At 65.0% G+C, this 24470-nt stretch carries 28 protein-coding genes; 18 read left to right on the top strand and 10 right to left on the bottom strand.

Going from position 1 to position 24470, the window contains the following annotated elements:
* Nucleotides 1-37 precede the first annotated feature (37 nt).
* Both kefC and kefF read right to left on the bottom strand, forming a co-directional pair.
* Nucleotides 38-1897, bottom strand: a complete 1860-nt coding sequence (gene kefC, locus ACSFB7_RS20700; protein ID WP_435473460.1) for a glutathione-regulated potassium-efflux system protein KefC — start codon at nucleotides 1895-1897, stop codon at nucleotides 38-40.
* 2 nt (nucleotides 1898-1899) lie between these two features.
* Entirely contained in the window at nucleotides 1900-2646 is a 747-nt protein-coding gene (gene kefF, locus ACSFB7_RS20695) for a glutathione-regulated potassium-efflux system oxidoreductase KefF (protein ID WP_435473458.1), read from the bottom strand.
* 93 nt (nucleotides 2647-2739) lie between these two features.
* Between kefF and ACSFB7_RS20690 the strand changes: the two genes are divergently transcribed.
* Both ACSFB7_RS20690 and ACSFB7_RS20685 read left to right on the top strand, forming a co-directional pair.
* Nucleotides 2740-3360: a ParA family protein gene (locus tag ACSFB7_RS20690; RefSeq protein WP_435473456.1), complete on the top strand. Its 621-nt coding sequence runs from the start codon at nucleotides 2740-2742 to the stop codon at nucleotides 3358-3360.
* Between the two features lie 69 nt (nucleotides 3361-3429).
* Nucleotides 3430-3900 carry a MaoC family dehydratase gene (locus tag ACSFB7_RS20685; protein ID WP_435473454.1) on the top strand — a complete coding sequence of 157 codons (471 nt, stop codon included), beginning with the start codon at nucleotides 3430-3432 and terminating at the stop codon, nucleotides 3898-3900.
* A gap of 34 nt (nucleotides 3901-3934) precedes the next feature.
* Here the strand turns inward: ACSFB7_RS20685 and ACSFB7_RS20680 are convergent, their stop codons facing one another.
* From ACSFB7_RS20680 to ACSFB7_RS20670, 3 genes are all read right to left on the bottom strand, one after another.
* Nucleotides 3935-4228: a DUF4148 domain-containing protein gene (locus tag ACSFB7_RS20680; protein WP_435473452.1), complete on the bottom strand. Its 294-nt coding sequence runs from the start codon at nucleotides 4226-4228 to the stop codon at nucleotides 3935-3937.
* Nucleotides 4229-4378: 150 nt separating this feature from the next.
* Entirely contained in the window at nucleotides 4379-4840 is a 462-nt protein-coding gene (gene trmL / locus ACSFB7_RS20675; RefSeq protein WP_435473450.1) for a tRNA (uridine(34)/cytosine(34)/5-carboxymethylaminomethyluridine(34)-2'-O)-methyltransferase TrmL, read from the bottom strand.
* A 41-nt stretch (nucleotides 4841-4881) separates the two neighbouring features.
* Entirely contained in the window at nucleotides 4882-5607 is a 726-nt protein-coding gene (locus ACSFB7_RS20670; protein ID WP_435473448.1) for a ComF family protein, read from the bottom strand.
* Between the two features lie 23 nt (nucleotides 5608-5630).
* On the opposite strand from ACSFB7_RS20670, the gene ACSFB7_RS20665 reads away from it, so the two are divergent.
* From ACSFB7_RS20665 to ACSFB7_RS20630, 8 genes are all read left to right on the top strand, one after another.
* Nucleotides 5631-6545, top strand: a complete 915-nt coding sequence (locus ACSFB7_RS20665) for a class I SAM-dependent methyltransferase (protein WP_435473446.1) — start codon at nucleotides 5631-5633, stop codon at nucleotides 6543-6545.
* 237 nt (nucleotides 6546-6782) lie between these two features.
* Nucleotides 6783-7259, top strand: a complete 477-nt coding sequence (locus ACSFB7_RS20660) for a DUF2244 domain-containing protein (protein WP_187112123.1) — start codon at nucleotides 6783-6785, stop codon at nucleotides 7257-7259.
* 60 nt (nucleotides 7260-7319) lie between these two features.
* Nucleotides 7320-8498 (top strand): cytochrome c oxidase subunit II, encoded by a 1179-nt coding sequence (gene coxB / locus ACSFB7_RS20655; protein WP_435473443.1) that lies wholly within the window; start codon nucleotides 7320-7322, stop codon nucleotides 8496-8498.
* A gap of 43 nt (nucleotides 8499-8541) precedes the next feature.
* Nucleotides 8542-10182 carry a cytochrome c oxidase subunit I gene (gene ctaD, locus ACSFB7_RS20650; RefSeq protein ID WP_435473441.1) on the top strand — a complete coding sequence of 547 codons (1641 nt, stop codon included), beginning with the start codon at nucleotides 8542-8544 and terminating at the stop codon, nucleotides 10180-10182.
* Between the two features lie 34 nt (nucleotides 10183-10216).
* The gene (locus ACSFB7_RS20645; protein WP_222622010.1) at nucleotides 10217-10333 is read left to right on the top strand and encodes a cytochrome oxidase small assembly protein; all 117 of its coding nucleotides are present in this window, start codon (nucleotides 10217-10219) and stop codon (nucleotides 10331-10333) included.
* Between the two features lie 28 nt (nucleotides 10334-10361).
* The gene (locus tag ACSFB7_RS20640) at nucleotides 10362-10988 is read left to right on the top strand and encodes a cytochrome c oxidase assembly protein (protein ID WP_435473439.1); all 627 of its coding nucleotides are present in this window, start codon (nucleotides 10362-10364) and stop codon (nucleotides 10986-10988) included.
* Nucleotides 10985-11206 carry a DUF2970 domain-containing protein gene (locus ACSFB7_RS20635; protein ID WP_435473437.1) on the top strand — a complete coding sequence of 74 codons (222 nt, stop codon included), beginning with the start codon at nucleotides 10985-10987 and terminating at the stop codon, nucleotides 11204-11206. Before ACSFB7_RS20640 ends, ACSFB7_RS20635 begins: the two co-directional genes overlap by 4 nt.
* Nucleotides 11207-11269: 63 nt before the next feature.
* The gene (locus tag ACSFB7_RS20630; RefSeq protein ID WP_435473435.1) at nucleotides 11270-12151 is read left to right on the top strand and encodes a cytochrome c oxidase subunit 3; all 882 of its coding nucleotides are present in this window, start codon (nucleotides 11270-11272) and stop codon (nucleotides 12149-12151) included.
* A gap of 342 nt (nucleotides 12152-12493) precedes the next feature.
* Here the strand turns inward: ACSFB7_RS20630 and ACSFB7_RS20625 are convergent, their stop codons facing one another.
* Entirely contained in the window at nucleotides 12494-12724 is a 231-nt protein-coding gene (locus ACSFB7_RS20625; RefSeq protein WP_187112117.1) for a twin transmembrane helix small protein, read from the bottom strand.
* Between the two features lie 27 nt (nucleotides 12725-12751).
* Between ACSFB7_RS20625 and ACSFB7_RS20620 the strand changes: the two genes are divergently transcribed.
* Genes ACSFB7_RS20620 through ACSFB7_RS20595 form a run of 6 tightly spaced genes read left to right on the top strand, consistent with a single transcriptional unit; the run spans nucleotide 12752 to nucleotide 17858 of the window.
* Nucleotides 12752-13585: an SURF1 family protein gene (locus ACSFB7_RS20620; RefSeq protein ID WP_435473433.1), complete on the top strand. Its 834-nt coding sequence runs from the start codon at nucleotides 12752-12754 to the stop codon at nucleotides 13583-13585.
* Entirely contained in the window at nucleotides 13572-14252 is a 681-nt protein-coding gene (locus tag ACSFB7_RS20615; RefSeq protein ID WP_435473431.1) for a hypothetical protein, read from the top strand. The genes ACSFB7_RS20620 and ACSFB7_RS20615 overlap by 14 nt, the downstream gene beginning before the upstream one ends.
* 6 nt (nucleotides 14253-14258) lie before the next feature.
* A complete protein-coding gene (locus ACSFB7_RS20610; RefSeq protein ID WP_435473429.1) occupies nucleotides 14259-15482 on the top strand; it encodes a COX15/CtaA family protein in 1224 nt (407 codons plus the stop codon).
* A complete protein-coding gene (cyoE, locus tag ACSFB7_RS20605) occupies nucleotides 15479-16384 on the top strand; it encodes a heme o synthase (RefSeq protein ID WP_435473427.1) in 906 nt (301 codons plus the stop codon). The genes ACSFB7_RS20610 and cyoE overlap by 4 nt, the downstream gene beginning before the upstream one ends.
* A gap of 21 nt (nucleotides 16385-16405) precedes the next feature.
* Nucleotides 16406-17011, top strand: coding sequence for an SCO family protein (locus ACSFB7_RS20600; protein WP_435473425.1), 606 nt, complete (start codon nucleotides 16406-16408; stop codon nucleotides 17009-17011).
* Nucleotides 17012-17021: 10 nt separating this feature from the next.
* A complete protein-coding gene (locus ACSFB7_RS20595; protein ID WP_435473423.1) occupies nucleotides 17022-17858 on the top strand; it encodes a DNA alkylation repair protein in 837 nt (278 codons plus the stop codon).
* A 52-nt stretch (nucleotides 17859-17910) separates the two neighbouring features.
* On the opposite strand, the gene rpoH is transcribed toward ACSFB7_RS20595, so the two are convergent.
* Nucleotides 17911-18852: an RNA polymerase sigma factor RpoH gene (rpoH, locus tag ACSFB7_RS20590; RefSeq protein ID WP_435473421.1), complete on the bottom strand. Its 942-nt coding sequence runs from the start codon at nucleotides 18850-18852 to the stop codon at nucleotides 17911-17913.
* Nucleotides 18853-19569: 717 nt separating this feature from the next.
* Between rpoH and ACSFB7_RS20585 the strand changes: the two genes are divergently transcribed.
* On the top strand, nucleotides 19570-20349 hold the full coding sequence (locus ACSFB7_RS20585; RefSeq protein WP_435473419.1) for an SEL1-like repeat protein: 780 nt from the start codon (nucleotides 19570-19572) through the stop codon (nucleotides 20347-20349).
* Between the two features lie 189 nt (nucleotides 20350-20538).
* On the opposite strand, the gene ACSFB7_RS20580 is transcribed toward ACSFB7_RS20585, so the two are convergent.
* On the bottom strand, nucleotides 20539-20847 hold the full coding sequence (locus ACSFB7_RS20580; protein WP_435473417.1) for a hypothetical protein: 309 nt from the start codon (nucleotides 20845-20847) through the stop codon (nucleotides 20539-20541).
* A 67-nt stretch (nucleotides 20848-20914) separates the two neighbouring features.
* On the opposite strand from ACSFB7_RS20580, the gene ACSFB7_RS20575 reads away from it, so the two are divergent.
* Nucleotides 20915-21898: a DUF4365 domain-containing protein gene (locus tag ACSFB7_RS20575; protein WP_435473415.1), complete on the top strand. Its 984-nt coding sequence runs from the start codon at nucleotides 20915-20917 to the stop codon at nucleotides 21896-21898.
* 12 nt (nucleotides 21899-21910) lie between these two features.
* Here ACSFB7_RS20575 and ACSFB7_RS20570 read toward each other — a convergent pair whose 3' ends face one another.
* Complete coding sequence (locus ACSFB7_RS20570; protein ID WP_435473413.1) at nucleotides 21911-23344, bottom strand: RES family NAD+ phosphorylase; 1434 nt, start codon at nucleotides 23342-23344, stop codon at nucleotides 21911-21913.
* A 263-nt stretch (nucleotides 23345-23607) separates the two neighbouring features.
* Nucleotides 23608-24470: M48 family metallopeptidase (locus ACSFB7_RS20565; RefSeq protein WP_435473411.1), on the bottom strand; the 863-nt coding region annotated here is incomplete at its 5' end.

The following is a 24470-nucleotide window of genomic DNA, read 5'->3' as shown; positions in this document are numbered from 1 at the left end:
TTCCAGCTCGCGACGCCATTCAGGCGGCGCGGGCACTTCAGGGTGTTTGTTCCGCCCGGGCTTCTTCCTCCTCCAGCCGGTCCCAGTCGCGCCCCGAGCGGCGCTGCCGCTCTTCGCGCTCGCGCGCCATCTGTTCCTCGAACTGCTGTCGGCCCGCCTTGTTGGCCGCGATCAGCTTGGCGCGGTCCTTGTAGTGCGGATAGATCTCGTCGCTGAGCTTGATGTTCCGGCGGCGGAACCGCATGGTCGACTCGCGCGCCTCGTGTGCCGGCCAGCCCAGCGCTTCGAGCGTGGAGCGGGCGCTGCGCAATGACGACTCGAACACCTCGCGCTCCACGTCCGTCACGCCACGGTCGCGCAACTGGAACAGATGCGTCACGTTGCGGGCCCGCGCGATGATTCGCGCCTGCGGAAAGTTTTCCTTCACGAGGTCGACGATCTCCAGCGATTGCTCGATGTCGTCCACCGCCACCACGATGGCCTTGGCCGATCCGGCACCGGCGGTGCGCAGCAGGTCGAGTCGCGTCGCATCGCCGTAGAACACGCGAAAGCCGAACTGGCGCAAGCCTTCGACGGTGTCGGCGTCGTGGTCGAGCACCGTCACGCGCAGGCCTTGCGACATCAGCATGCGCCCGACGATCTGGCCGTAGCGGCCGAAGCCGCAGATCAGCACCTTGGCGTCTTGCTGCTCCGAGATTTCTTCGAGCTGCGGACCCTGGTTGCGGCTGTAGCGCGGCAGCACGAACTTGTCGAGCAGCACCAGCAGCAGCGGCGACAGCAGCATCGACAGCGCCACCGCGCCGATCAGCAGCGAGGTGATCTCGGGCGGCAGCACGTCGGGTCCGGCGGCCTGGAACACCACGAAGGCGAATTCGCCGCCCTGCGCCAGCAGCAGCGTGAACACCGGCCGTTCCTGGTAGGCCAGGCCCATCGCCTTGGCGAGCGCATAGATCACGACCAGCTTGATGACCATGAAGCCGACCACCAGCGCGGCCATCAGCCAGGGGCTGGCGATCAGCACGCCGAAGTTGATCGACATGCCCACGGCAATGAAGAACAGGCCGAGCAGCAGGCCCTTGAAGGGTTCGATGTCGGTTTCGAGTTCGCGCCGGTATTCGCTTTCCGCGAGCAGCACGCCGGCGAGGAAGGCGCCGAGCGCCATCGACAGGCCCACCAGTTGCATCAGCGCCGCGATGGCCACCACCAGCAGCAGCGCCGCGGCGGTGAAGATCTCGGGCGTGTTGCTGCGCGCGATCCAGCGCAGCAGCGGGCGCAGCAGCAGCCGGCCGCCCAGGATGATGCCGGCGATCACGCCGATGATCTTCGCGGCCTCCAGCGCACGGTCGAGCCCGCTGATCGACTGCTCGGCGGCGGTGGCACCGGCCAGCAGCGGCAGCAGCGCAAGGATGGGAATGGCCGCCACGTCCTGGAACAGCAGGATCGAGAAGCCGGCCTGCCCGCTGGGCGTCTTGAGCAGGTTGCGTTCGCCGAACACCTGCAGCGCGATCGCGGTGGACGACAGCGCCAGGCCCAGCGAGGCCACCAGCGCCACGCGCCATTCGGCGCCGACCGCCCAGCCTGCGGCAAAGAGCACGGCGGCGCAACTGAGCACCTGCGCGGCGCCCCAGCCGAAGATGGGCCGGCGCAGGTTCCACAGGCGCTTGGGTTCGAGTTCGAGGCCCACGAGGAACAGCATCAGCACCACGCCGAATTCGGCGAAATGCAGCACGTCTTCGACGCTGGACACGAGGCCCAGGCCCCAGGGGCCGATGGCGATGCCGGCCACGAGGTAGCCGATGATCGAGCCCAGGCCCAGGGCCTTGGAAAGGGGCACCACCAGCACGGCGGCGCTCAGGTAGATCAGGCTGTTGGTCAGCCAGGCGGGTGCGTGTTCCATGCTCAGGCCGTGCCTTCCTTGGAGTTCGCCTCGTTGGCGGCGGTCACGGAGGCCAGGCTGCGGCTCATCGCGGAATGGAAGGCGCCGGCCACCACCTTGCCGATGTCGTCGGCGTCGCTGGGGCGGTCGGTTTCGGGCACGGGGCAGGCCACGCAGACATCGAGTTCGTCGAGTTCGGGCCATGCGGGGTAGCTGCCCAGTCGTTGAGCGAACACGTCGACATGCGCCTGCACGTCGGCCTCGCTGGCGCTGCGCGCGCCGTAGAAGATCAGCGGCGGCAAAAAGCGCATGCCGCACAGCGCGGCGGTCTGTTCGTAGGGCGGCAGGAAGGCGTCGAAAAAGTAGCGGTGGTAGCTCTGCGGGTGGTAGCTGGGCTCGGGGCTGCCGGTGGTGGCGACCAGCCAGAAGTCCTTGCCCTGCAGGGCCGTGCCGCCGGGGCCGTAGGCCCAGCCGTAGCCGAGCACGTCGTCGAGCCAGAGCTTCTGCAGCGCCGGCATCGAATACCACTGGATCGGATGCAGCAGAACGACCAGGCTGGCCCGGGCGAGCCGGGCCTGCTCGGCTTCGATGTCGATGGCGAAGTCGGGGTAGCTGCCGTAGAGGTCGTTGACATCGACCCCCGGCACGCCGCGCGCGGCGGCCAGCATGCGTCGGTTGACGCGCGAATCGCGCCAGTGCGGGTGGGCCGCCAGCACGTAGATGCCGCCGGCGTCGCCGGCGGGGTTTCCCATGGATGTTGTTGTCGTCATGGCGCGAACATTAGCGCAGTCGCGGGCGGTTTGTCGGCCGGATCGGGCGAGGCACTACGATGCTGCCCTGTTCCAGCTCTGGAGGAGATCCCCATGCCGGTGGTTCTGGTCGCCAACCCCAAGGGTGGCGTTGGCAAGTCGACGATCGCGACGAACATCGCGGGCTACTTTGCAAGCCGCGGCCATGCCGTGATGCTGGGCGATGTGGATCGCCAGCAGTCCTCGCGGCTCTGGCTGGGCCTGCGTCCGCCGATGGCGCGGCCCATTTCCACCTGGGAGGCCACGGGCGAAAGCACCGTGGTGCGGCCACCGCGCGGCACCACGCACGCGGTGCTCGACACGCCGGCCGGCCTGCACGGCTGGCGCTTCAAGGAGGTGCTGGCGCTGGCCGACCGGGTGATCGTGCCGCTGCAGCCGAGCATCTTCGACATCTACGCGACGCGCGATTTCCTCGATCGGCTGATGGAGCAGCGCCGCGCCGAGAAAACGAAGATCGGCCTGGTCGGCATGCGGGTGAACGCCCGCACGCTGGCGGCCGACCGGCTGCACGAGTTCATCGAAGGCCTGGGCGTGCCGGTGCTGGGCGAGCTGCGCGACACGCAGAACTACGTGCAGCTGGCGGCACGCGGGCTCACGCTGTTCGACATCGCGCCCGGCCGCGTCCAGCGCGACCTGGAGCAGTGGCAGCCGATTTGCGATTGGCTCGAAGCCTGAGCGCCTGCTGTTTTCCCTGACCCCGGTTGTCGCAAGCCCGACAGCCGGCCGCACACCCTTGGCACCAGAATGCCCCGCATGACAAAAAAGACATTCCAGACCCTTCAGGATCTCTCCGCCTGCGTCGGCCAGGAAGTCGCCGTGAGCGACTGGATCACCATCACGCAGGAGCAGGTCAACCTGTTCGCCGAGGCGACGGGCGACCACCAGTGGATCCACGTCGACGTCGAGCGGGCCAAGGCCGGCCCCTTCGGCGCGCCGATTGCTCACGGCTTTCTCACGCTGTCGCTGCTGCCGCGATTCTTCGAGGCGGCCATCGAGGTGGTCGAGTCGCGCATGGGCGTGAACTACGGCATGAACCGGGTGCGCTTCATGTCGCCGGTGCCGGTGGGCAAGCGGCTGCGCGCACGCATGAAGCTGCTGAGCTCGGAGCCGATTGCCGACGACGGCTTCCAGATGACCTGGGAAACCACCATCGAACTGGAAGGCGCCGCCAAGCCGGCCTGCGTGGCCGAGTCGGTGGCGCGGCGCTACCGCTGAGGCGGCGGGCGCTTTCTTCCTTCTTCCTTTCTTCTTACATCCGGCGGTCGGTCACGTCGCCGTAGGTGGCGGCGCCGGCACGCGTGATGCCGAGCGCCCCGGTGCGCACCGTGGCGCGATCGACATTGCCCGTGGTCGCGCGGGCCACGCCGGTGCCGCCATTGCTGATCTGCAGCGGCTGGCGCGCATCGGCCTGCACCTGGGCACGCGAGAGCGTCGACTGGAAGGGCGCGGGCGGCAGCGGATTCTGTTCACCCTGGAAAGCCTGGGCACCGGTGCTGAGGGCGAGGGTGGCGAAGGTCGCGAGGGCAATCGACTTGGCGTTCATGTGAAACTCCTTGGGGCAAAGCGTTGAGAGGCCGGATGCCGGACCCGATGCGCTGATCGCATCGCGTGCCTGCATGTCTTCCATACGGCGTGCCCTGTCGATCGGATGTGCCCCTTTTGCCGCAAGGGGCGACTTCTTTGTTTCCTTGTGTCAGCCGAAGCCGTTCTGGCGCCAGGCCTCGAACACCGTCACCGCCACCGCGTTCGAGAGGTTCAGGCTGCGCTGGCCTTCGCGCATCGGCAGGCGCAGGCGCTGCGGCTCGGCGAAACCGTCACGCACTGCGGGTGGGAGCCCGCTGGTCTCCGAGCCGAACACCAGCCAGTCGCCGGGCTGGAAGCGCACGTCGTGCACGGCGCGCGTGCCGCGCGTGGTCAGGGCGAACATGCGGTCGGCGGCAGGCCGTTCCGCATCGAGCAGCGCCTGCCAGTCGGCGTGGCGCTTGACCTCGGCGTACTCGTGATAGTCGAGCCCGGCGCGGCGCAGCAGGCGGTCGTCCATCGAAAAGCCGAGCGGCTCGACCAGGTGCAGGGCGCAGCCGGTGTTGGCGGCCAGCCGGATCACGTTGCCGGTGTTCGGCGGAATTTCGGGGTGGACCAGGACGATATGGAACATGCGGCGATTGTCGACGGGCCGAGGTCGTGATTCGTAGCTTGTCAGCGCGGCGGGTCAGTGCGTGCAAGCGCAATCGCGGTGATGTGGGCTGCGCCGGCCAGCCGCAGGGCTTCGGCGGCCGAGAACAGCGAGGCGCCGCTGGTCATCACGTCGTCGACCAGCACGATGCGCCGGCCCCGCACCTTGTCCGCGCGCAGGGGCTCCACGGCAAAGGCGCCGCGCAGGTTGCGCAGGCGTTCCGCGCGTGCGAGGCCGGTCTGGGCCGGTGTTTCGCGGGTGCGCAGCAGCAGGGTTGCATCGGTCTTGGCGGGCGACAGGCGCCGCGCCAGTTCGTGCGCCTGGTTGAAGCCGCGCTCGCGCAGCCGGTCGGGCGCCAATGGCATCGGCAGCACGATGTCGCACTGCTCCAGCGCGGGCTCCACCCACGGCGCGCTGCGCAGCAGCGTCGCGAGCGGGCCGGCCCATCCGGCGTCGCCATCGAACTTGAAGCGGGCGATGCAGTCCGGCCAGGGCCACGCGTAGGTACAGGCGGTCAGGCAGGCGTCCAATGGCGGCGGGTGGCGCAGGCATTCGCCGCATCGGGCCACGCCCTCGGGCACCGGCAGGGCGCAGCCGCTGCAGCGCGCCATCGGCGGGGCGAAGCGCGCCACGCAGGCATCGCACACGGGCTGCGAGGGCCACGCGCGGCAGACCTCACACTGGCTGGGCAGCCGTGCAAGCAGCGAGGTGAAAGGCCGGAATGGCCTCAGGGCCCGATGGAGGAGCATGGGCTCAATATACTCACGGCCCCATGGCCACCGACCCCGCAAGAAGACCGCCGACCATCGACCCCACGGCGGCTGCCCGCTGGCGCCGGCTCGCGCCCGCCGACGGCTCGCCCTGGCTGCACGAGGAGATCGGCCGCCGGATGGAAGACCGGCTGCAATGGATCAAGGCCCAACCCGCCTCATGGGCCGACTGGGCGCCGCTGCGCGGCGGCCTCGAGGCGCATGAGCTGGTGGCCAAGCGCTATCGCGATGCCGCCTCTTTCGTGATCGAACCCGAGCCGGCGCTGGCCGCCGCGACCAGTGAGGCGCTGGCCGCCCCCTGGTGGAGTGCGCGCCGCTGGCAGGGCGGCAAGGCGCGCTTCGATGCGCCGCCGGAAGAGGGCGTCGACCTGCTCTGGGCGAACATGTCGCTGCACATGGCGGCCGACCCCGAGGCGCTGATCTCGCAGTGGCACCGGCTGGTCGCGACCGACGGCTTCCTGATGTTCTCCTGCCTCGGACCCGACACCGTGCGCGAACTGCGCGCGTTGCATGCGCGGCTGGGCTGGCCGGCCGCCGGCCACGAGTACACCGACATGCACGACTGGGGCGACATGCTGGTGCATGCCGGCTTCGCCGAGCCGGTGATGGACATGGAGCGCATCGTGCTGACCTGGGCCACGCCCGAGGCGGCGCTGGCCGAGCTGCGCACGCTCGGGCGCAACCTGCATCCGGCGCGCTTCGGCGCATTGCGCGGCAAGGCCTGGCACAAGGCGCTGAAGACGGCGCTGCCCGAACTCGCGCCGGCCGAAGGGGCCGACGGCCACATCGCGCTGACCTTCGAGGTCATCTACGGCCATGCCTTCAAGCCGACGCCGCGCGTGTCCTTGTCGGCCGAGAGCGCGGTGTCGTTGCGCGAGATGCGATCGATGTTGCAACAAGGCCGTCCGGGCGCGTGATCGGCTGTTGATTTGCGCGGCAAAAACGCCTGACGCACAGGCTGTTTTTTGCCTACTAGTAGTGACCCGTAGGCGTCCCACAGGGCACTCGGGCGCAGGTATCTACCCGCTACAATCCGCCGTTGCGTGAAACTCGCGGGTATTGTCCCGCGATCGAGGGGTGTCGGATCCTGTTTGTACGAGGCTTGTACGAGCGGTTTTGGCAGCCATCGACGCTCCGATTTGCTGAACTCGCCCGTGTCGAATTCCGTGTTTCGATTTGCCACCGTTTCAGGCCAGAGCATCCACTGGTTCCTGAAGCGAAATTGCTCGGTGACGCCGAGCCAGCTCGCCTGGCTCTACGCCTCGCTGTGCGTGGTATCGCTCGGCACAGGCACGGTGTTCTGGCTGCACGGTGCGCCGCTGGTGCTGCCATTTGCCTGGCTCGAACTGGCCGCTGTCGGGTTTGCGTTCATGGTGTACGCACGGCACGCGACCGATGGCGAGAAGATCGCGCTGCAGGGTGGGCGCCTCGTTGTGGAGCTCGAGAACGGTGGGCACTACGAACGCACGGAATTTCTTCCGCACCAGGTGCGGATCGAACCGCAGACCGGCGATCGCTCGCTGATCGAGGTCTCGGGACAGGGTCGATCGGTCAGGGTGGGGCGCTATGTACGCCCGGAGTTGCGAGCGGCGTTGGCCCGCGAGATTCGAATGGCGTTGCGCGGCGCCTGAGGGGGCTCGCGCAGTGCTGCACGGTTGGGTTTGTCGAAAAATTGAAGAAACGTGAACACGATGAAGAGCATTTGGCGCAATAAGTACAGGCCGGCGAATCTGTTGCTGGCGGCCGGCGCGGCTTTCAGCAGCGCGGCGCACGCAGTCAACGATCTGCCCGGCGGCCCTTCGGTTCGCCAGTTGAATCTTCCGGTCGGTGTGACCAAGATCGCGCAGGAACAGCATTTCCTGCACACGATCATGATGATTCTGTGCACGGTCATCTTCGTCGCCGTGTTCGCGGTCATGTTCTATTCGATCTGGAAGCACCGCAAGTCGGTCGGCCACAAGGCCGCCAACTTCCATGAATCGGTGGTGGTCGAAGTCATCTGGACCATCGTTCCCTTCCTCATCGTGATCGTGATGGCGCTGCCCGCCACCAAGGTGCTGGTGGCCCAGAAGGACACCACCAACGCCGACCTCACGATCAAGACCACGGGCTACCAGTGGAAGTGGGGCTACGACTACCTGAACGGCGAAGGCGAGGGCCTGGCCTTCATCTCCACGCTCGACAGCTCGCAGCGCGCCATGTCCGACGCAGGCGCCAAGGGCGCGATGCCCGACGACTACCTGCTCAAGGTCGACTACCCGCTGGTGGTGCCGGTCAACAAGAAGATCCGCATCATCACCACCGCCAACGACGTGATCCACGCGTTCGCCGTGCCGCAACTGGGCCTCAAGCAAGACGCGATTCCCGGCTTCGTGCGCGACACTTGGTTCCGTGCCGAGACCATCGGCGACTACTACGGCCAGTGCCAGGAACTGTGCGGCAAGGAGCACGCCTACATGCCGATCCACGTGAAGGTGGTTTCGGCCGGCGACTACACGGCCTGGGTGGCCGACCAGCGCAAGGTTGCCGCCGCCAAGCTCGACGACCCGACCAAGGTCTGGACGCTGCCCGACATGCTGGTTCGCGGCGAGAAGGTCTATGCCGCCAACTGCGCCGCCTGCCACCAGGCCAACGGCAAGGGCGCGGGCCCGATCAAGGCGCTCGACGGCGATCCGAAGGTGCTCGACGCCGATCACTCGGTGCAATTGCACGTGCTGCTCAACGGCCAGAACAACGGCGCGATGCCGTCCTGGAAACAACTGAGCGATACCGACCTCGCGGCAGTGGCGACCTACACCAAGAACAGCTGGTCGAACAAGACGGGCCAGCTGGTGCAGCCGGCCGAAGTGCTGGCCCTGCGCGGCAAGTGACCCGGCAGCGCCCCGCGAAGAAGAAATTGCAAGGAACAACGAAATGAGTGCAGTCCTCGACCCCCACGGTCACGCAGTCCCCGGCGACCACGCACACGACGAGCATCACGATCACCACGCGCCCACCGGCTGGCGCCGCTGGGTGTTCGCGACCAACCACAAGGACATCGGCACGCTCTACCTGCTGTTCAGCTTCACGATGCTGATGGTGGGCGGCGTGCTCGCGCTGCTGATCCGCGCCGAGCTGTTCCAGCCCGGCCTGCAACTGGTGAACCCCGAGCTGTTCAACCAGTTCACCACCATGCACGGCCTGATCATGGTGTTCGGCGCCATCATGCCGGCCTTCGTGGGCTTCGCGAACTGGATGATCCCGCTGCAGGTGGGCGCGTCCGACATGGCGTTCGCGCGCATGAACAACTTCAGCTTCTGGCTGCTGATTCCCGCGGCGCTGATGCTGGTCGGTTCGTTCTTCATGCCCGGCGGTGCGCCGGCTGCAGGCTGGACGCTCTACGCGCCGCTCACGCTGCAGATGGGCCCCTCGATGGACGCCGGCATCTTCGCGATGCACATCATGGGCGCCTCGTCGATCATGGGCTCGATCAACATCATCGTGACCATCCTCAACATGCGCGCCCCCGGCATGACGCTGATGAAGATGCCGATGTTCTGCTGGACCTGGCTCATCACCGCCTACCTGCTGATCGCCGTGATGCCGGTGCTCGCAGGCGCCATCACCATGACGCTGACCGATCGCCACTTCGGCACCAGCTTCTTCAACCCCGCCGGTGGCGGCGACCCGGTGATGTACCAGCACATCTTCTGGTTCTTCGGCCACCCCGAGGTCTACATCATGATCTTGCCGGCCTTCGGCATCATCAGCCAGGTGGTGCCGGCCTTTGCCCGCAAGAAGCTCTTCGGCTATGCCTCGATGGTGTACGCCACCTCGTCGATTGCCATCCTGTCGTTCATCGTGTGGGCGCACCACATGTTCACGACCGGCATGCCGCTCACCGGCCAGCTGTTCTTCATGTACGCGACCATGCTGATCGCGGTGCCCACGGCCGTGAAGATCTTCAACTGGATCGCAACGATGTGGCAGGGCTCGATGACCTTCGAGACGCCCATGCTGTTCGCGGTCGGCTTCATCTTCGTGTTCACGATGGGCGGCTTCACCGGCCTGATCCTCGCGGTCGCGCCGATCGACACGCAACTGCAGGACACGTACTACGTGGTGGCCCACTTCCACTACGTGCTGGTGGCCGGCTCGCTGTTCGCCATGTTCTCGGGCTTCTACTACTGGGTGCCCAAGTGGACCGGCGTGATGTACAACGAAACGCGCGGCAAGGTCCACTTCTGGTGGTCGCTGATCTCGTTCAACGTCACCTTCTTCCCGATGCACTTCCTGGGCCTGGCCGGCATGCCGCGACGCTATGCCGACTACCCGATGCAGTTTGCCGACTTCAACGCCGTGGCGTCGGTCGGTGCCTTCTTCTTCGGTTTCGCACAGGTCTACTTCTTCCTGTTCGTCGTGCTGCCAACGATGCGCGGCAAGGGCGAGAAGGCTGCGCAAAAGCCATGGGAAGGCGCTGAAGGCCTCGAATGGGAAGTGCCTTCGCCCGCACCGTTCCACACCTTCGAGAACCCGCCCAAGCTGGACATCACCGCCACCAAGGTGATCGGTTGATCGACAGCCCACAGAGCCAAGCGACCGCACCACGATGACCACGCCTGAGCAAAGAAAGAACAACCGACGCATGGGGCTCACGCTGGCTTCCATCGCGGTGATCTTCTTCATCGGTTTCATCGTCCGCATGGTCTTCTTCGGCGGTCGTTGACCGCCGGCAACCGAACGGGAGCAGCAGCATGAGTCTCGGTCAACGCATCCAGCGCGCCAACGTCCGCATGGTCGGCAAGCTGGCCGTCGTGGCCTGCGGCATGTTCGCCTTCGGTTATGCGCTGGTGCCGATGTACCGCGCCATCTGCGAGATGACGGGCATCAACATCCTGGCGCTCTCCGAGCTCGAAGTGCCCGGTGGTGCCAGCGGCGGCAAGAACGTGCGCGTGCCCGACAACACGCAGGTCGACATGAGCCGCACCATCACGGTCGAGTTCGACTCGAACGTGCGCGGCGGCCTGTGGGACTTCAAGCCCGCGGAGCGGACCATCGAAGTGCATCCGGGTCAGCTCAACACGGTGATGTACGAGTTCCAGAACGTGCAGAACCGCCGCATGGCCGCGCAGGCCATCCCGAGCTACGCGCCGCAGCAGGCCGCGCCGTACTTCAACAAGCTCGAGTGCTTCTGCTTCAACCAGTACACGCTCGATCCGGGCGAGAAGAAGCAGTGGCCGGTCGCGTTCGTGATCGACCCCAAGATTTCCAAGGACGTGAAGACCATCACCCTGTCGTACACCTTCTTCGAGGTGGGCGGCAAGACGCCGCCGGCGCCGGTGGCGGCCAACTCGAATGCCGCCAATGAGCCGCGCTCGTGACCGCCGATCCTTCAGGCAAGCCAAAGGCTTCGAAGGCTTCGCTGTGGGACACGGTGAAGGCGGTGGGGTGGTCGTTCTTCGGCGTTCGCAAGAACAGCGCCTACCAGGAAGACCTGGGCAAGCTGAACCCGCTGCACATCATTGCGGTGGCGTTCGCGGCCGTGATCGTCTTCGTGGTCGCTCTGGTGTTGCTGGTGCGCCTTGTGGTCGCTGCCTGACGAAGATACCCACGCTAGCCAGAATCCATTGAATCGAGAGAAGAAAGAAAGCCAGGAGCTGATATGAGTTCAACCACCCACGGCACCACGCCCTACTACTTCGTGCCCGGACCATCGGCCTATCCGGTCATGGCTGCGACCGGCCTGTTCTTCGTCATCCTCGGCGCCGCGCAATGGATCAACGGGCACGCGTGGGGCTCCTGGTCCCTGCTGGCCGGCATGGTGATCTGGCTCGGCACGCTCTTCGTGTGGTTCCGCGCCTCCATCCGCGAGAGCGAAGGCGGGCAGTACGGCCACAAGGTCGACCTCTCGTTCCGCTGGAGCATGAGCTGGTTCATCTTCTCCGAAGTGATGTTCTTCGGCGCCTTCTTCACCGCGCTGTGGTGGGCCCGCACCCACGCGCTGCCGACGCTCGGCAGCCTGGACAACGCGATCCTCTGGCCCGACTTCAAGGCCGTGTGGCCCAGCGTGGCCGCTGGTGCTACCGGCTCGCCCGCCGGCATCGTCGAGCCCTTCCAGACGGTCGGCCCGTTCTGGCTGCCCACGATCAACACCGCGCTGCTGCTCAGCTCGGGCGTGACGCTCACCATTGCCCACCACGCGCTGCGTGCCGGCCATCGCGCACAAACGATCCGCTTCATGTGGCTCACCGTGCTGCTCGGCATCGTCTTCCTGGGCGTGCAGGGTTATGAATACCACCACCTGTACACCGAACTGAACCTCAAGCTCAGCTCGGGCACCTACGGTTCTACCTTCTTCATGCTGACCGGCTTCCACGGCCTGCACGTGTTCATCGGCATGCTGATGCTGCTGTTCATCACGCTGCGCCTGCAGAAGGGCCACTTCACGCCCGAGCGTCACTTCGGCTTCGAGGGCGCGGCCTGGTACTGGCACTTCGTGGACGTGGTCTGGCTCGGCCTCTACATGTTGGTCTATTGGCTTTGAGCGAAGAACCCAGGGTCTGTCACCAATGAAACGCCCTCGCGCTGGCTCCGCCATGCGGTGGATGTGCGGAGGGCGGCGCAGCCCATGGTCATCCATGGGCAAGCCGGCCGACAAAGCAGACGCCGTATGGCGGAGCCAGCCCGGAGGGAAGCCCTGCTGCGCGGTGCATTGCGGCGTTGCCCTTCGCTTGCGTAGCGGACTACGCGGCGCTCAGGGCGCCTTGCACTGCACCGCGCAGCAGGGCTTCGCGAGGGCGTTTCATTGGTGACAGACCCTGACGGCATTCCGCAAAAAAGGCGCCGCAAGGCGCCTTTTTCATGGTTCTCCTGGAACGAGCACCACCTACTTGCCGAGCGGGAGTCCGGTGGGCTGGATGTAGCCGAGTTTCCAGGCGAGCAGCATGCAGAGGAACAAAAAGACCGAGAGGCCGATCCGAAAGGTGAGCGCTCGCGCCATGCCACCGCTTTTGGCGCGCCCGTCGCGCCCGTCCTTCAGCATGAAGAACAGCGCAAAGGCGAGGCTCGCGAAGATGCCCACGAACACCAGGGCAACGAAATATTTCATGACCCGCATTATCGGCCGCACGCCCCTTTCTCTCCAGTGACTCCTGAACCCCTGTACCCCGAAGAACGCCGCCGTCCCGGTCGCTTCTGGCTCATCACCATCGCGGCCGTGCTGACGCTCGCCGCCACCGTTTCACTTGGCCGCTGGCAACTGTCGCGCGCCGCGCAAAAAGAAGCGCTGCAGGCCGACATCGACGCCCAGAAGCAGAAGCCGGCGCTGGCCCAGGCCGACTTCCTCGCGCTCGAAAAAGCCTCGGACTCGCTGCACCGGCCGGTGCGCCTGCGCGGCCTGTGGCTGCCGACGCAGACCGTCTACCTGGACAACCGACAGATGCACGGCGTGCCCGGCTTCTATGTGCTGACGCCGTTCGCACTTGAAGGCAGCGAGCAGGCGGTGATGGTGCAGCGCGGCTGGGTGCAGCGCAATTTTGTCGACCGCACGAAGCTGGGCGATGTCGAGACGCCGGCCGGCATCGTCGAGGTCACCGGCCTGATCGAGCCGCCGCCGAGCCACCTGCTCGAACTGGGAACGGCGGCAGCACCGGCAGCGGCCGCATCGGCACCCGCCGCAGGGGCCTCGGCACCGGCCGCCGAAGGGGCTTCGTCCATCCGGCAAAATCTCGACCTGGAGGCCTTCCGCGCCGAGACCAAGCTGCCGCTGCGAACCGATGTGTCGCTGCAGCAGACCGGGCCGGCCTCCGAGGGCCTGCAGCGCGACTGGCCGGCCCCGGCGCTGGGCTTGGAGAGGCACTACGGTTACGCATTCCAGTGGTTCGGCCTTTCGGCACTCGTCGTCATCCTCTATGTCTGGTTCCAATTCATCACCCCCTTCCGCCGCTCAAGGCGCCGCGCACGCGATGGCCGCTTCTGACGAGCCGCTGGGCCTGACGGTGCACTCGATGCCGTCGCCCAACCAGGCGCTCGACGGCGCCGAAGGGCGGCGTACCGTGAGCGGGCGCTGGAAGATGATCGCCGTGATGCTGATGTGCGCGGCACCCGTCATTGCCTCGTACTTCACCTACTACGTGATCCGGCCTGAAGGCCGCAGCGTGTATGGCGAGCTGATCGATCCGCAGCGCGAACTGCCCAAGCTGACCGCCACCGACCGCGATGGCGCGCCGGTCGACATCGCCACGCTCAAGGGCCAGTGGCTGCTGGTCGCGGTGGCGGATGCGGCCTGCGACGCGCTGTGCGAGCAACAGCTCTACCTTCAACGCCAACTGCGCGAAAGCCTGGGCCGCGAAAAGGACCGCATGGACCGCGTCTGGCTCGTGAGCGATGCCGCGCCCGTGCCCGAGCGCCTGAACAACGGCCTGCACGGCGCCACCGTGCTGCGCGTGCCGGCCGACCAGTTGGCCAAGTGGCTGGCGCCGGTGGCGGGCCATACGCTGGCCGAGCACCTCTTCGTGGTCGACCCGATGGGCAACTGGATGATGCGTTTCCCGGCCCGCATGGACGCCGCGGGCGCCAGCCGCGCCAAGCGCGACATCGACCGCCTGCTGCGCGCCTCGGCCTCGTGGGACGAGCCCGGCCGCTGATTCCCCATGGACACGAGCTCGCTCTACGATCTGACGCCGATCGCCTGGCTGATGGCCGCCGGCATCCTGATCGCGCTCGGCCCGCTGGTCTGGGTGTGGCGCCGCAATGCGGGCGCCGGCCCGGTGCGACGGCTGCACGCGCTGACCGTGCTCACGCTGTTCCTCACGTTCGACCTCACGCTGTTCGGCGCCTTCACCCGCCTGACCGATTCGGGCCTGGGTTGTCCTGATTGGCCCGGCTGCTACGGCAACGCCAGCCCGGCCGGTGCACGGCACGAGATTGCGATGGCGCAGGCGGCTCAGCCGACCGGCCCGGTCACGCACAGCAAGGCCTGGGTCGAGATGGTTCACCGCTACCTGGCAACGGGTGTCGGCGTGCTGATCCTCACGCTCGCCGGCGCGACCTGGATCGTGCGTCGCCGCCAGCGCCGTGCCCCGGCGCCTTCGGGAGAAGAGGGCGGACACCACGCCACGCTGAGCGCATGGTGGCCGGCCTTCACGTTGGTCTGGGTCTGCCTGCAGGGCGCCTTCGGTGCGCTCACCGTGACCTGGAAGCTCTTCCCCGCGATCGTCACGCTGCATCTGCTCGGTGCCGTGGTGCTGCTGGCGCTGCTTTGCATCCAGGCCGTGCACTACCGGCAGGCGGCGGCGCAGCGGCTGCCCACTGCAGTGTCGCCCGCGCTGCGCAATGGACTGATCGCCACTACCGTCTTGCTCGTGCTGCAGATCGCCTTGGGCGGCTGGGTCAGCACCAACTACGCAGTGCTGGCCTGCACGCAGTTTCCGACCTGCCAGAACAGCTGGTGGCCGCCGATGAATTTCGCGCAGGGCTTCGAGATCTGGCGCCACCTGGGCGTGACCGGCGAGGGCCAGCCGCTCGACTTTTCCGCGCTCACGGCCATTCACTACGCGCATCGGCTGATGGCCTATGCGGTGTTCGTGGCGCTCGGCGTGCTGGCGTGGCGCATGCGCCGCATCGAGCCGCTGCGCTCGCAGGCGCACTGGCTTGCCGGACTGGCGCTGCTGCAACTCGCAACGGGCCTGGGCAATGTGCTGCTCGGCTGGCCGCTGGCCGCGGCCGTGCTGCACACCGGCGGCGCCGCGGCGCTGGCCGTGGTGCTGACCTGGGCGCTGTGCGAAAGCCGCCGCGAAGCCGCATCCACAACCGTGGCTCTGCGCGCCGACGACAATGCACGCGCGACCCCCAACCCGAAGAAAGCAACCGCGTGAGCACCCCGATCCCCGTTCAGCACACCAGCACCGCGAACGTGCTGCGCCAGTTCTACGCGCTGACCAAGCCGCGCGTGGTGCAGCTGATCGTGTTCTGCGCGCTGATCGGCATGGTGCTGGCCGTTCCCGGGCTGCCCTCGTGGGCCGATGTGCAGCGCGGCGTGCTGGCTTGCATCGGCATCTGGCTGGTGGCGGGTGCGGCGGCGGCGTTCAACTGTCTGGTCGAGAAGGGCATCGACGCGAAGATGAAGCGCACCGCCTGGCGCCCCACGGCGCGCGGGCAGCTCAGCGACATGCAGGCGCTGCTGTTCTCGGCGCTGCTGTGCGCGGCCGGCTCGGCGCTGCTGTGGTTCACGGTCAACCCGCTCACGATGTGGCTCACGTTCGCCACCTTCGTCGGCTACGCGGTGGTCTACACCGTGATCCTCAAGCCGCTGACGCCGCAGAACATCGTGATCGGCGGCGCCTCGGGCGCGATGCCGCCGGTGCTCGGCTGGGCCGCGATGACGGGCGATGTCGGTCCCGAGGCGCTGATTTTGTTTCTCATCATCTTCCTGTGGACGCCGCCGCATTTCTGGGCGCTGGCGCTTTACCGCGTCGAGGACTACCGCAAGGCCGGCCTGCCGATGCTGCCCGTCACGCACGGCAACGAGTTCACGCGGCTGCAGGTGTTGCTGTACACCTTCATCTTGTTCGCGGCCTGCCTCATGCCCTTCATCTACGGCATGAGCGGCTGGCTGTACCTGGCGGTGGCCATCGCCGTGAGCATCGGCTTCACCGGCTACGCCTTCGCGCTCTGGCGCAACTACTCCGACGCGCTGGCACGCAAGACCTTCCGGTTTTCGCTGATCCACCTGAGCGTGCTTTTCCTGGCGCTGCTCGTCGACCACTACCTTCATTGAATTGAATTGAACACCGCTCCCATGAACAAGCGAAACGCTCTCAAACTGATTGCCGCAAGCGTGGGCGTGGCGGCTCTGGGCGTGGGGCTTTCGGCTTGCGGCGAGGCCAAGCAGAATTTCAATGCCGTGGACATCACGGGTGCCGACTATGCCAAGGGCTTCTCGCTGAAGGACGCCGATGGCAAGGTCCGCACCATGGCCGACTTCAAGGGCAAGGTGGTCGTGCTGTTCTTCGGCTACGCGCAATGCCCCGACGTGTGCCCAACCACCATGACCGAGATGGCGCAGGTCAAGCAGCAGCTCGGCAAGGACGGCGACAAGCTGCAGGTGCTGTTTCTCACCGTCGACCCGGCGCGCGACACGCCCGAAGTGCTGAAGGCCTACATGGGCGCGTTCGACCCGAGCTTCGTGGCGCTCATTCCTACGCCCGAAGAACTCGCCGCGGTCGCGAAGGACTTCAAGGTCTATTACAAGAAGGTCGACGGCAAGACGCCGACCAGCTATTCGATGGACCACTCGGCCGCCAGCTATGTCTACGACACGCAGGGCCGGTTGCGGCTGTATGCGCGCTACGGCGCGGGCGTGCCGACCATGGTGTCGGACGTGAAGGCGCTGCTCGCTTCCTGAGGGGCTGCACATGGACGCCGCAGTGGCCTTGGTCGGCTCGGTCGATCACCTGAAAGGGCGCAAGGGTGCCTTTCGCATCGCGCTCATTCCACCCGAGGTGCTGCGCGCACTCAACGACGGCCTGCTCGAAACCGTCAACCTCAATGAATTCATGGCGCTGGAGCTGCCGCAGCTCGCGCGCAGCGTAGCGGGGCACATCGGCCTCGACGCGGAGAGCGAGCGGCTGGTCGACACGCTGGCGATGCTCAGCGCCTTCAAGCCGATGCAGCGGCACAGCCACGTCGCGCGTGCGCTCTATGACCTGACGGCTCTGCACGCCGAGCGTGATGCTGTCGCCCACAAGCTGGCCACGCATGCGAGCGATGTCGCGCGCTGTTGGGCTGCCCAGTGGGTCACGCTCTCGGGGCTGTCGTTGCCGGCGCAACTGGAGGCGGTGCGCCGCTTTGCAGCCGATCCGCATTTCGGTGTGCGTGAGATCGCCTGGATGGCGGTGCGCGACGCAGTCATCGCGTCGTTGGACGAAGCGCTGGCGCTGCTGCAGCCCTGGGTCTTCGACGCCGACCCCAACATCCGCCGCTTTGCTAGCGAACTCACGCGCCCGCGCGGCGTGTGGTGCGCACAGATCGAGGCTCTGAAAACCGAGCCCTGGCGCGCGCTGCCGCTGATCGAGCCGTTGCGCGCCGACCCGAGCCGCTACGTGCAGAACTCGGTCGCGAACTGGCTCAACGACGCGAGCAAGACCCAGGGCGAGTGGGTCGACAGGCTGTGCGCGCGCTGGGTGGCCGAGTCGGACACGGCCGAAACCCGCTACATCGCCAAGCGCGCCCTGCGCACGCTCTCCAAATGAAAAAGCCCGGCTTGCGGCCGGGCTCGTTCGGGAAGAGGGCGGAAAATGCCGCTTATGCGTAGTCGGCGAGCGCCTTCTTCATCTTCTTCATTGCAGCGACTTCGATCTGGCGAATGCGCTCGGCACTCACGCCGTACACAGCGGCCAGGTCGTGCAGCGTCATGCCGCCCGAGCCGTCGTCGTTGACCTTGAGCCAGCGCTCTTCCACGATGCGGCGGCTGCGATCGTCCAGCGCTTCGAGCGCGGTCGCGATGCCGTCGCTCGACAGGCGGTCGCGCTGCTGCGATTCGAGCAGGGCGGTCGGCTCCTGCGTGGCGTCGGCCAGATAGGCGATTGGGCCGAAGCCTTCGTCGCCGTCGTCCGACGGACCCGGATCGAGCAGCACGTCGCCGCCCGACAGGCGGGTTTCCATCTCGACCACTTCTTCAGGCTTGACGTTGAGCCGGGTCGCCATTTGCGACACCTCGTCGGGGCTCAGCGTTTCGCGGTGCGTGCCGTTGTCGGCCGCGGCCGAATCGGCCTTGAAACCCTGCTTCATGGACCGCAGGTTGAAGAACAGCTTGCGCTGGGCCTTGGTCGTCGCGACCTTGACCATGCGCCAGTTCTTCAGGATGTACTCGTGGATTTCGGCCTTGATCCAGTGCATGGCGTAGCTCACCAGCCGCACGCCCTGGTCGGGGTCGAAACGCTTCACGGCCTTCATCAGGCCCACGTTGCCTTCCTGGATCAGGTCGCCGTGCGGCAGCCCGTAGCCAAGGTACTGGCGGGAAATGGAGACGACCAGGCGCAGGTGCGACAGGATCAGCGCACCGGCGGCGTCGAGGTCGTTCTGGTCGCGCAACTTGCGTGCGAAGCCCTGCTCTTCTTCGAGCGTGAGCAGCGGCAGGCGGTTGGCGGCCGAAATGTAGGCATCCAGGTTACCCAGCGGGGGGACCATCGACCATGGATTGGCGACGGCCAGCTGGTTGGCAGAGACTCCAGACAGCGTTGTCATCAGGGGAAACTCCTTAGTGTTGGCCATATTAGCACTCGGTTAGAGGGAGTGCTAAACCAAGGGTTCCCTTGAGTTTCTATCGCGGCGATAGCTTCTGGCTCGGGAGGTGTCGATTTTCATTGGGGATGGAATTTCTTTCACTGGGAATGGAACCGTGATTCTTTTGAAATCAACGACTTAGCGGCGTATTTCGGACCCGGCCGCCGGCCAGCTCGCCGAATTTGGGGCCTGCCGTCAGGATTTGCTCGACGGGCCATGTCGGCGCGCTGGTGGCCATGGTTGCCGAACTGCGCAAGTGCGCCGGCTTCTTTCGTGACCACCTGCGCTCATCGTGATTCAGGGCGGCACTTCTCTCCTCCGGCGGATCGCAGGCCGTCGCTTCGAGCCTTGCAGAAGATGCACCTACCAGTCGAATGCTCGAGTCTTTGCCTGGCAAGCCCGGCTAGGCCGGGATGGGCTCGGGCGCGGCAGAGTTTTCTCCGAGGGCCGCGCTCGGCCATAGGCTGCCGCTCACGAGCAGCCCTTGCGCGATGCTGGTGTCCCTAGGCCATGGGCCTGTGGTATCGTCAATGCTTAGCGGGGCTGAGCGTCCCTGTGCCGCCTCCAACGGCATCGTTTTCAATGAACGCTCTGGTTAGCTGGATACCCGACCGTGAAGGTATGAATGCCCAAATCAGGTCGACCAAGGAGGCACGTCGGCCATGAATTGGAGCTTTCATGACTCGCGTTTATTTCCAATCGGATTCGATTCCGAAGTTTGCTGCCAAGCGCCTGAAGTACGGCTTGGCCATTCCGCAAGCAAAAGCCGAACTCTGGACCGCCCAGATTTTCAACTACCGTGACTGGCACGACATGCTCAACATGTTGGGCAGGCAGGAGCCGACCCTACTGGACGAGCACATTCCTCCGTCTGCCTTGCAGGAGCGCCGGGAATTCCAAGCACAGGCACTTCGAACCTGCTTTTCGAAGGACAACTTCGCCTACTTCGCGCCCACGGTCCTTGCGCAGTGGCAGCCTTCTGCAGCACGCCCAGGCCCTTACGCAATCGACCTGCAAGCACCGTCGGCTCTGAACGTGCTCGCCCAGTGGAAAGCCCTCGCGGCGCAGGGCGTAGCAGACTACGCTTTCCGCCTCGCATGGGTGCTGGCTCCTGATGGTCCGCAATCCCGGCACGAACCGCTCAGCGCAGTGCAAGAGGAGGCCACCCTGCTCTATCGGCAGGCCGCGGAGGCCGAACACGTGGAAGCGATGTTCAACTTAGGACTGTTCATGCTGCCGCGTGTAATGCGACTGGATAGCCCTGAGGTGCGAGCCACAACTTGGTTGCATCGAGCTGGTCAACTCGGCGACAGTCGTGCCAAGGCCTACGAACGCGAAGATGATGACCGCAAGGAAGACATTCTGAACAGCCTCCTCGCCGGCACCTTGGAGCCCACCACTCTCTCCGCACAAGAGGACGCGTGGATTCGCGGGGTCTGGCGCCGGCCATACTTCTGAGCACCCAACTGGAAGGCGGGCCGGCGGGAGCCGGCCCGTCTGCCTATGCGGATTGAGAAATACTTTGCACGGACTCGCACGAAATTAAGCGCCGATCAGCGTCGCGCTGCAGTCACTGGAGTCAGCGGACGCAGCAATGTAGCCGCTAAATTCCAAAGTTGGTGAGTCAAAACCCGAGGAGTTCCATTTTCAGTGAAACGGCGGTTCCGATCTCAATGATTGATCCATGCGTAGGTGGTTCACTCCAAAGGGATGAGAGTTCCACACTTCGTGAAGCTCGACAAGTTGCTCCACCATCGCCGCGCCCTCCAGGCGGTCCGGCCAGAGCCAATACTTGCAAGCGGTGTCTTCCAGGGCGACTCGTTTGACCTGTGTCACGTCAAAAGCGGAGGGTGTGAATGCCCGCAGGTCGATCTCGAGCGCGGGTAGTTGCATGTTCTCGTATGCCCGACGCTTCTCCATGTCGCAGAAGGAAGAGTAGGCGATCTCGATTGCCACGCCGATACCATCCGTTGTGGTCGCAAGCAAGTCGGGTCCCCAACGCAATTAAATCGAGGCATAGTCGATGCATCTTCCAAAGATTGGCAACACCTACACGCAGGAACGTTTGGGCATCGCAGCGGTGCAGCGTTATGCGGCGTTGCGCCAGCAAATTTGGCGTGAGACTGGAACCGGCGATGTCGGCATCGATGGGAATCTTGAGTACGTGAGCACCGACGGCTTCGCGACGGGTCGGCTTGTGGCCGTGCAGGTGAAGGCCGGGCCATCTTACTTCGCGCATCCTACGACTCAGGGGTGGAAGTTCTATCCCGAAGAAAAGCACCGACGCTATTGGGAAGGATTTCCACTGCCAGTCTTGCTCGTTTTGCACGACCCGGCCTCGGGTGCTTCGTATTGGTCCGACGCCCGTCAGACCCTTCGCACACCTCGGGCTGAGCAAAGCTTCATCGAGGTGCCGTCGCGGAACCTTCTCGAAGCTACTGACGCGATCAGCTTGTTTGAGAACGCCGGGGTGCAGAACCAGCCATTCATCGGCGATATCGGCAAAGTCCTGAGCGCGCTGCTCACCACAAAGTCAAACGATGCCGGCTTTCCACTGAGCTACTTCGATCTGTTCACGCATGGGCTGACGAACATTTGCCGCAGCATCTATTACGGGATGGACGTTGTCAGCAATGCCGTTGAGTACAACCTTGGCGCGGCCGAATCCGAGTTCGGCATGGGCATGGGGGATGCCGAGCACCAGTTCACCTTCGGCTTTGTGAAGTTCTTGGTAGCGCAAGATCTCGCGCAGATCGACTATGCCGACTGCCTTATAGACTGGCTGGATCGGATGATGCATCCGCATTTTGTGGCGCCGCTTACCTCACGCGGAAGAGCTCTTGTGTCACTGATACATGAGCAAGAGTCCGTCCTTGTCACTGCGGGCAAGCTACCGGATGAAGGTGGGATTCATGTGGCGCAGGAAGGGTTTTTCGGCATGGTTCCGCAGTCTTACATGCGACGATTTGCGCTCATCCACAGCTTCCAACTCGCGCAAGTTTCTTGATCGCACCGTGTGCTACCGGGCGAGGCGCTGGCGCCGCACTGAGAACCTTGCGCTTCGGACCTGAACCGCCTCGATGTGGTGGACGTCGACGGAGGATGGCACTACTCGCAGGGCAGGTTGGCGAAAATCTTCGCCGACGATCGGGGTCCACGGAGCGGATGGGTTCGCGCCCCCAAATGCGTTGTCAGCGGTCGGGTTGCCTTCTGGAACCTCTTCCCAGACTAGGTAGTCGGAATGGACCTGGTCGTCGCTGTAGTCCAGAGATCTGGCAGACACTTTGGTACCGTCGGGCAGATCGAGCTTTTCCACGAGCGCCGCAGCATGGAAAAGGACGACGTTACGACCGTGCTTCGTTTGAGCTGACGCGTAGATGATCCCGTCGAGCTGCGGCTGGTTCTCTGTGGCGAGGAAGTCCGCGATGGCCTGCGTGATGAGGTAGTCGAACGCTTCGTCGTCGGGCATGACTGGCCGTGTCAAGCGCTCGCCTAGCGTCTGCAGGAACGCAACCCGTTCCAAACGCGTTTTCAGCGTGCGGTCGAAGATGCTGCCTCCATCCGTCACGTGGTCCAGGGCAGTCAGGTCGAGAAGACGCAGCGTCCGAATGATGTCGAAGCGCGCGACGGCGACCCTGCTGCCAACGGGTGGTCGGACCTCAGCCAGCGCGCTAGCGCTATTCGTTGCACCATAAAACACGGAGATGCCATTTGCGTTCATCCGGCCGGCATTGGCCAGGCGTGCCGGAGGAGGACCGATCTGAACGTCGGGGTGGGCGATGGCTTCCTCAAGCTTGACGTACGACTGGAAGACCCGAGCGCGGTACAGATGGCTGATGCGGTGACCCGGGCCCGCCGTGACGACCGATGGGTGTCTTGGCTTCGTACGCAGTTGGTCGATGTCCTTGAAAATCCGGCTCAGCAGGGCCGCACCGCCCCGATTGAAGAACCGAGCCTCGCTCTGCAGCGCATGCTCAAACGTCAACCATTCCCAATGCCACTCATTGGCGTCGGTGCGCCTCTCTTCATAACAGGCGTCGGATGCAAAGGCTGTCTCCGCACCCATGCGTGCCCGTTCAACGTCATCGTGGCGGTCTTCCAGAATGGCCTGTATGTCTCTGGCCGCCTCGGACGGAATAGAAGCCGAATCCTCGATCGCGTCAGTCGTCTCTTGCCCTTCGCGGTACCAAGCAAGGCCTAGCTCCTTGTCCGCGTAGAGTGCCCGTTCGTTCTCCGGCGGCTCGGTCCCAGTGCGCACCATGTGGTCGTCGAACGCGGACTCAACCGCGTCCGCCAGGTCACCCGCAGACCAAGTCATGGCATCCGCATCACCACAGTAGGTGCATTCAGTGACGCTGCCGCGAGCTTTGATCAGTCCGGACAAGAAAACTTCACCGACGCAGTTGCAGCAGATGCGTTTCGATGTGAGGGTCTCGAGGGCGTCGGGATGCATGGAGCGGGAGGCTTTTGCTTTGAAGTGCAGTTCTGATTATCGTGGCGTGGCCGGCGCAGCCGCTTGATCGCGTGCGTAGGCTCGCTTCAAACGGAAAGCCGTCTTCTATTTTTCTTTTCGCAACGACTGCTGATACCAACACTGCTCTCTGAGCAAGTGCTGTGCAGCTCACTCCGCTTCCAGCCCTCTATAGCTAGAAATTGATTCGAACCCCGGGGCGATCGCGCCGGTGCAATCGTGATACCCCGCCAACAACCCAGGACTCAGTAGCCCCAGTCCTCATGCCGCACTGGCAACCTGTTGAGCTGCTTACGCAAGTGCTGCCACTGAGGCAAGTACATCGCCATGATGGACGCAAACCGCTCGTTGTGCGTCGGCTCCAGAAGGTGGACCAACTCATGCACCACGATGTACTCCAGGCACTCGGGCGGCTTTTTGGCCAGGTCGGTGTTGAGCCGGATGTAGCCTGATTCGGGCGTACAGCTGCCCCATTTAGTTTTCATGCGTTGAACGAACACCCGGGCTGCCTTCACGCCCAACAGCGGCTCCCACTTGGCGAGCAGCGCGGGCACCACGTCCCGCACCTGTTGCCGGTACCAGCCATCTAGCACCTCTTCACAACGCGCCGGGTCGGAACCGGGGCGCACTTGCAGCTGCAGCTTGCGCGGCGTCAGGCTCACAGCCGGTGCCGCATCGGCAAAGCTGATTTCAAGGAGGTAGCGTTTGCCCCACAGATAGTGGCTTTCCCTATTCAAAAATTCGCGGGGCGTTTCGCGCTCCTGGTTCTGAAGCTTTCGCTGCTGCGAGCGGATCCAGGCGAGCTTAGAGATGACGAAAAGTCGGAGCGTGTCCAGCGCCATGCTCTGCGGCGCAGCCACGCGTACCTTGCCTGCGGGCGGCAGCACGCTCAGGTGGACGTGCTTAATCGCCTTGCGCGTCACCTCGGCATGCAGCTCGCCCAAATCCAGCACGTCGCGCATCAGTATTCCTTTTGCGCGAAGACTATGGGTGTTAGTGCCGACGCAATCTTGACCAGCTAAACCGCAAAGTGCCGATCCAATATTGACCAGGGTGTTCCACTGACCTGCTGAGAATTTCAGCAGGGATTCAAGGTGATCACCATGGA

Source organism: Variovorax raffinosi, from assembly GCF_051216615.1.
In the GTDB taxonomy this organism is placed as follows: domain Bacteria; phylum Pseudomonadota; class Gammaproteobacteria; order Burkholderiales; family Burkholderiaceae_C; genus Variovorax.
The sequence above is the reverse complement of the archived record's forward strand: the minus strand, read 5'-3'. Positions and strand labels throughout refer to the sequence as shown.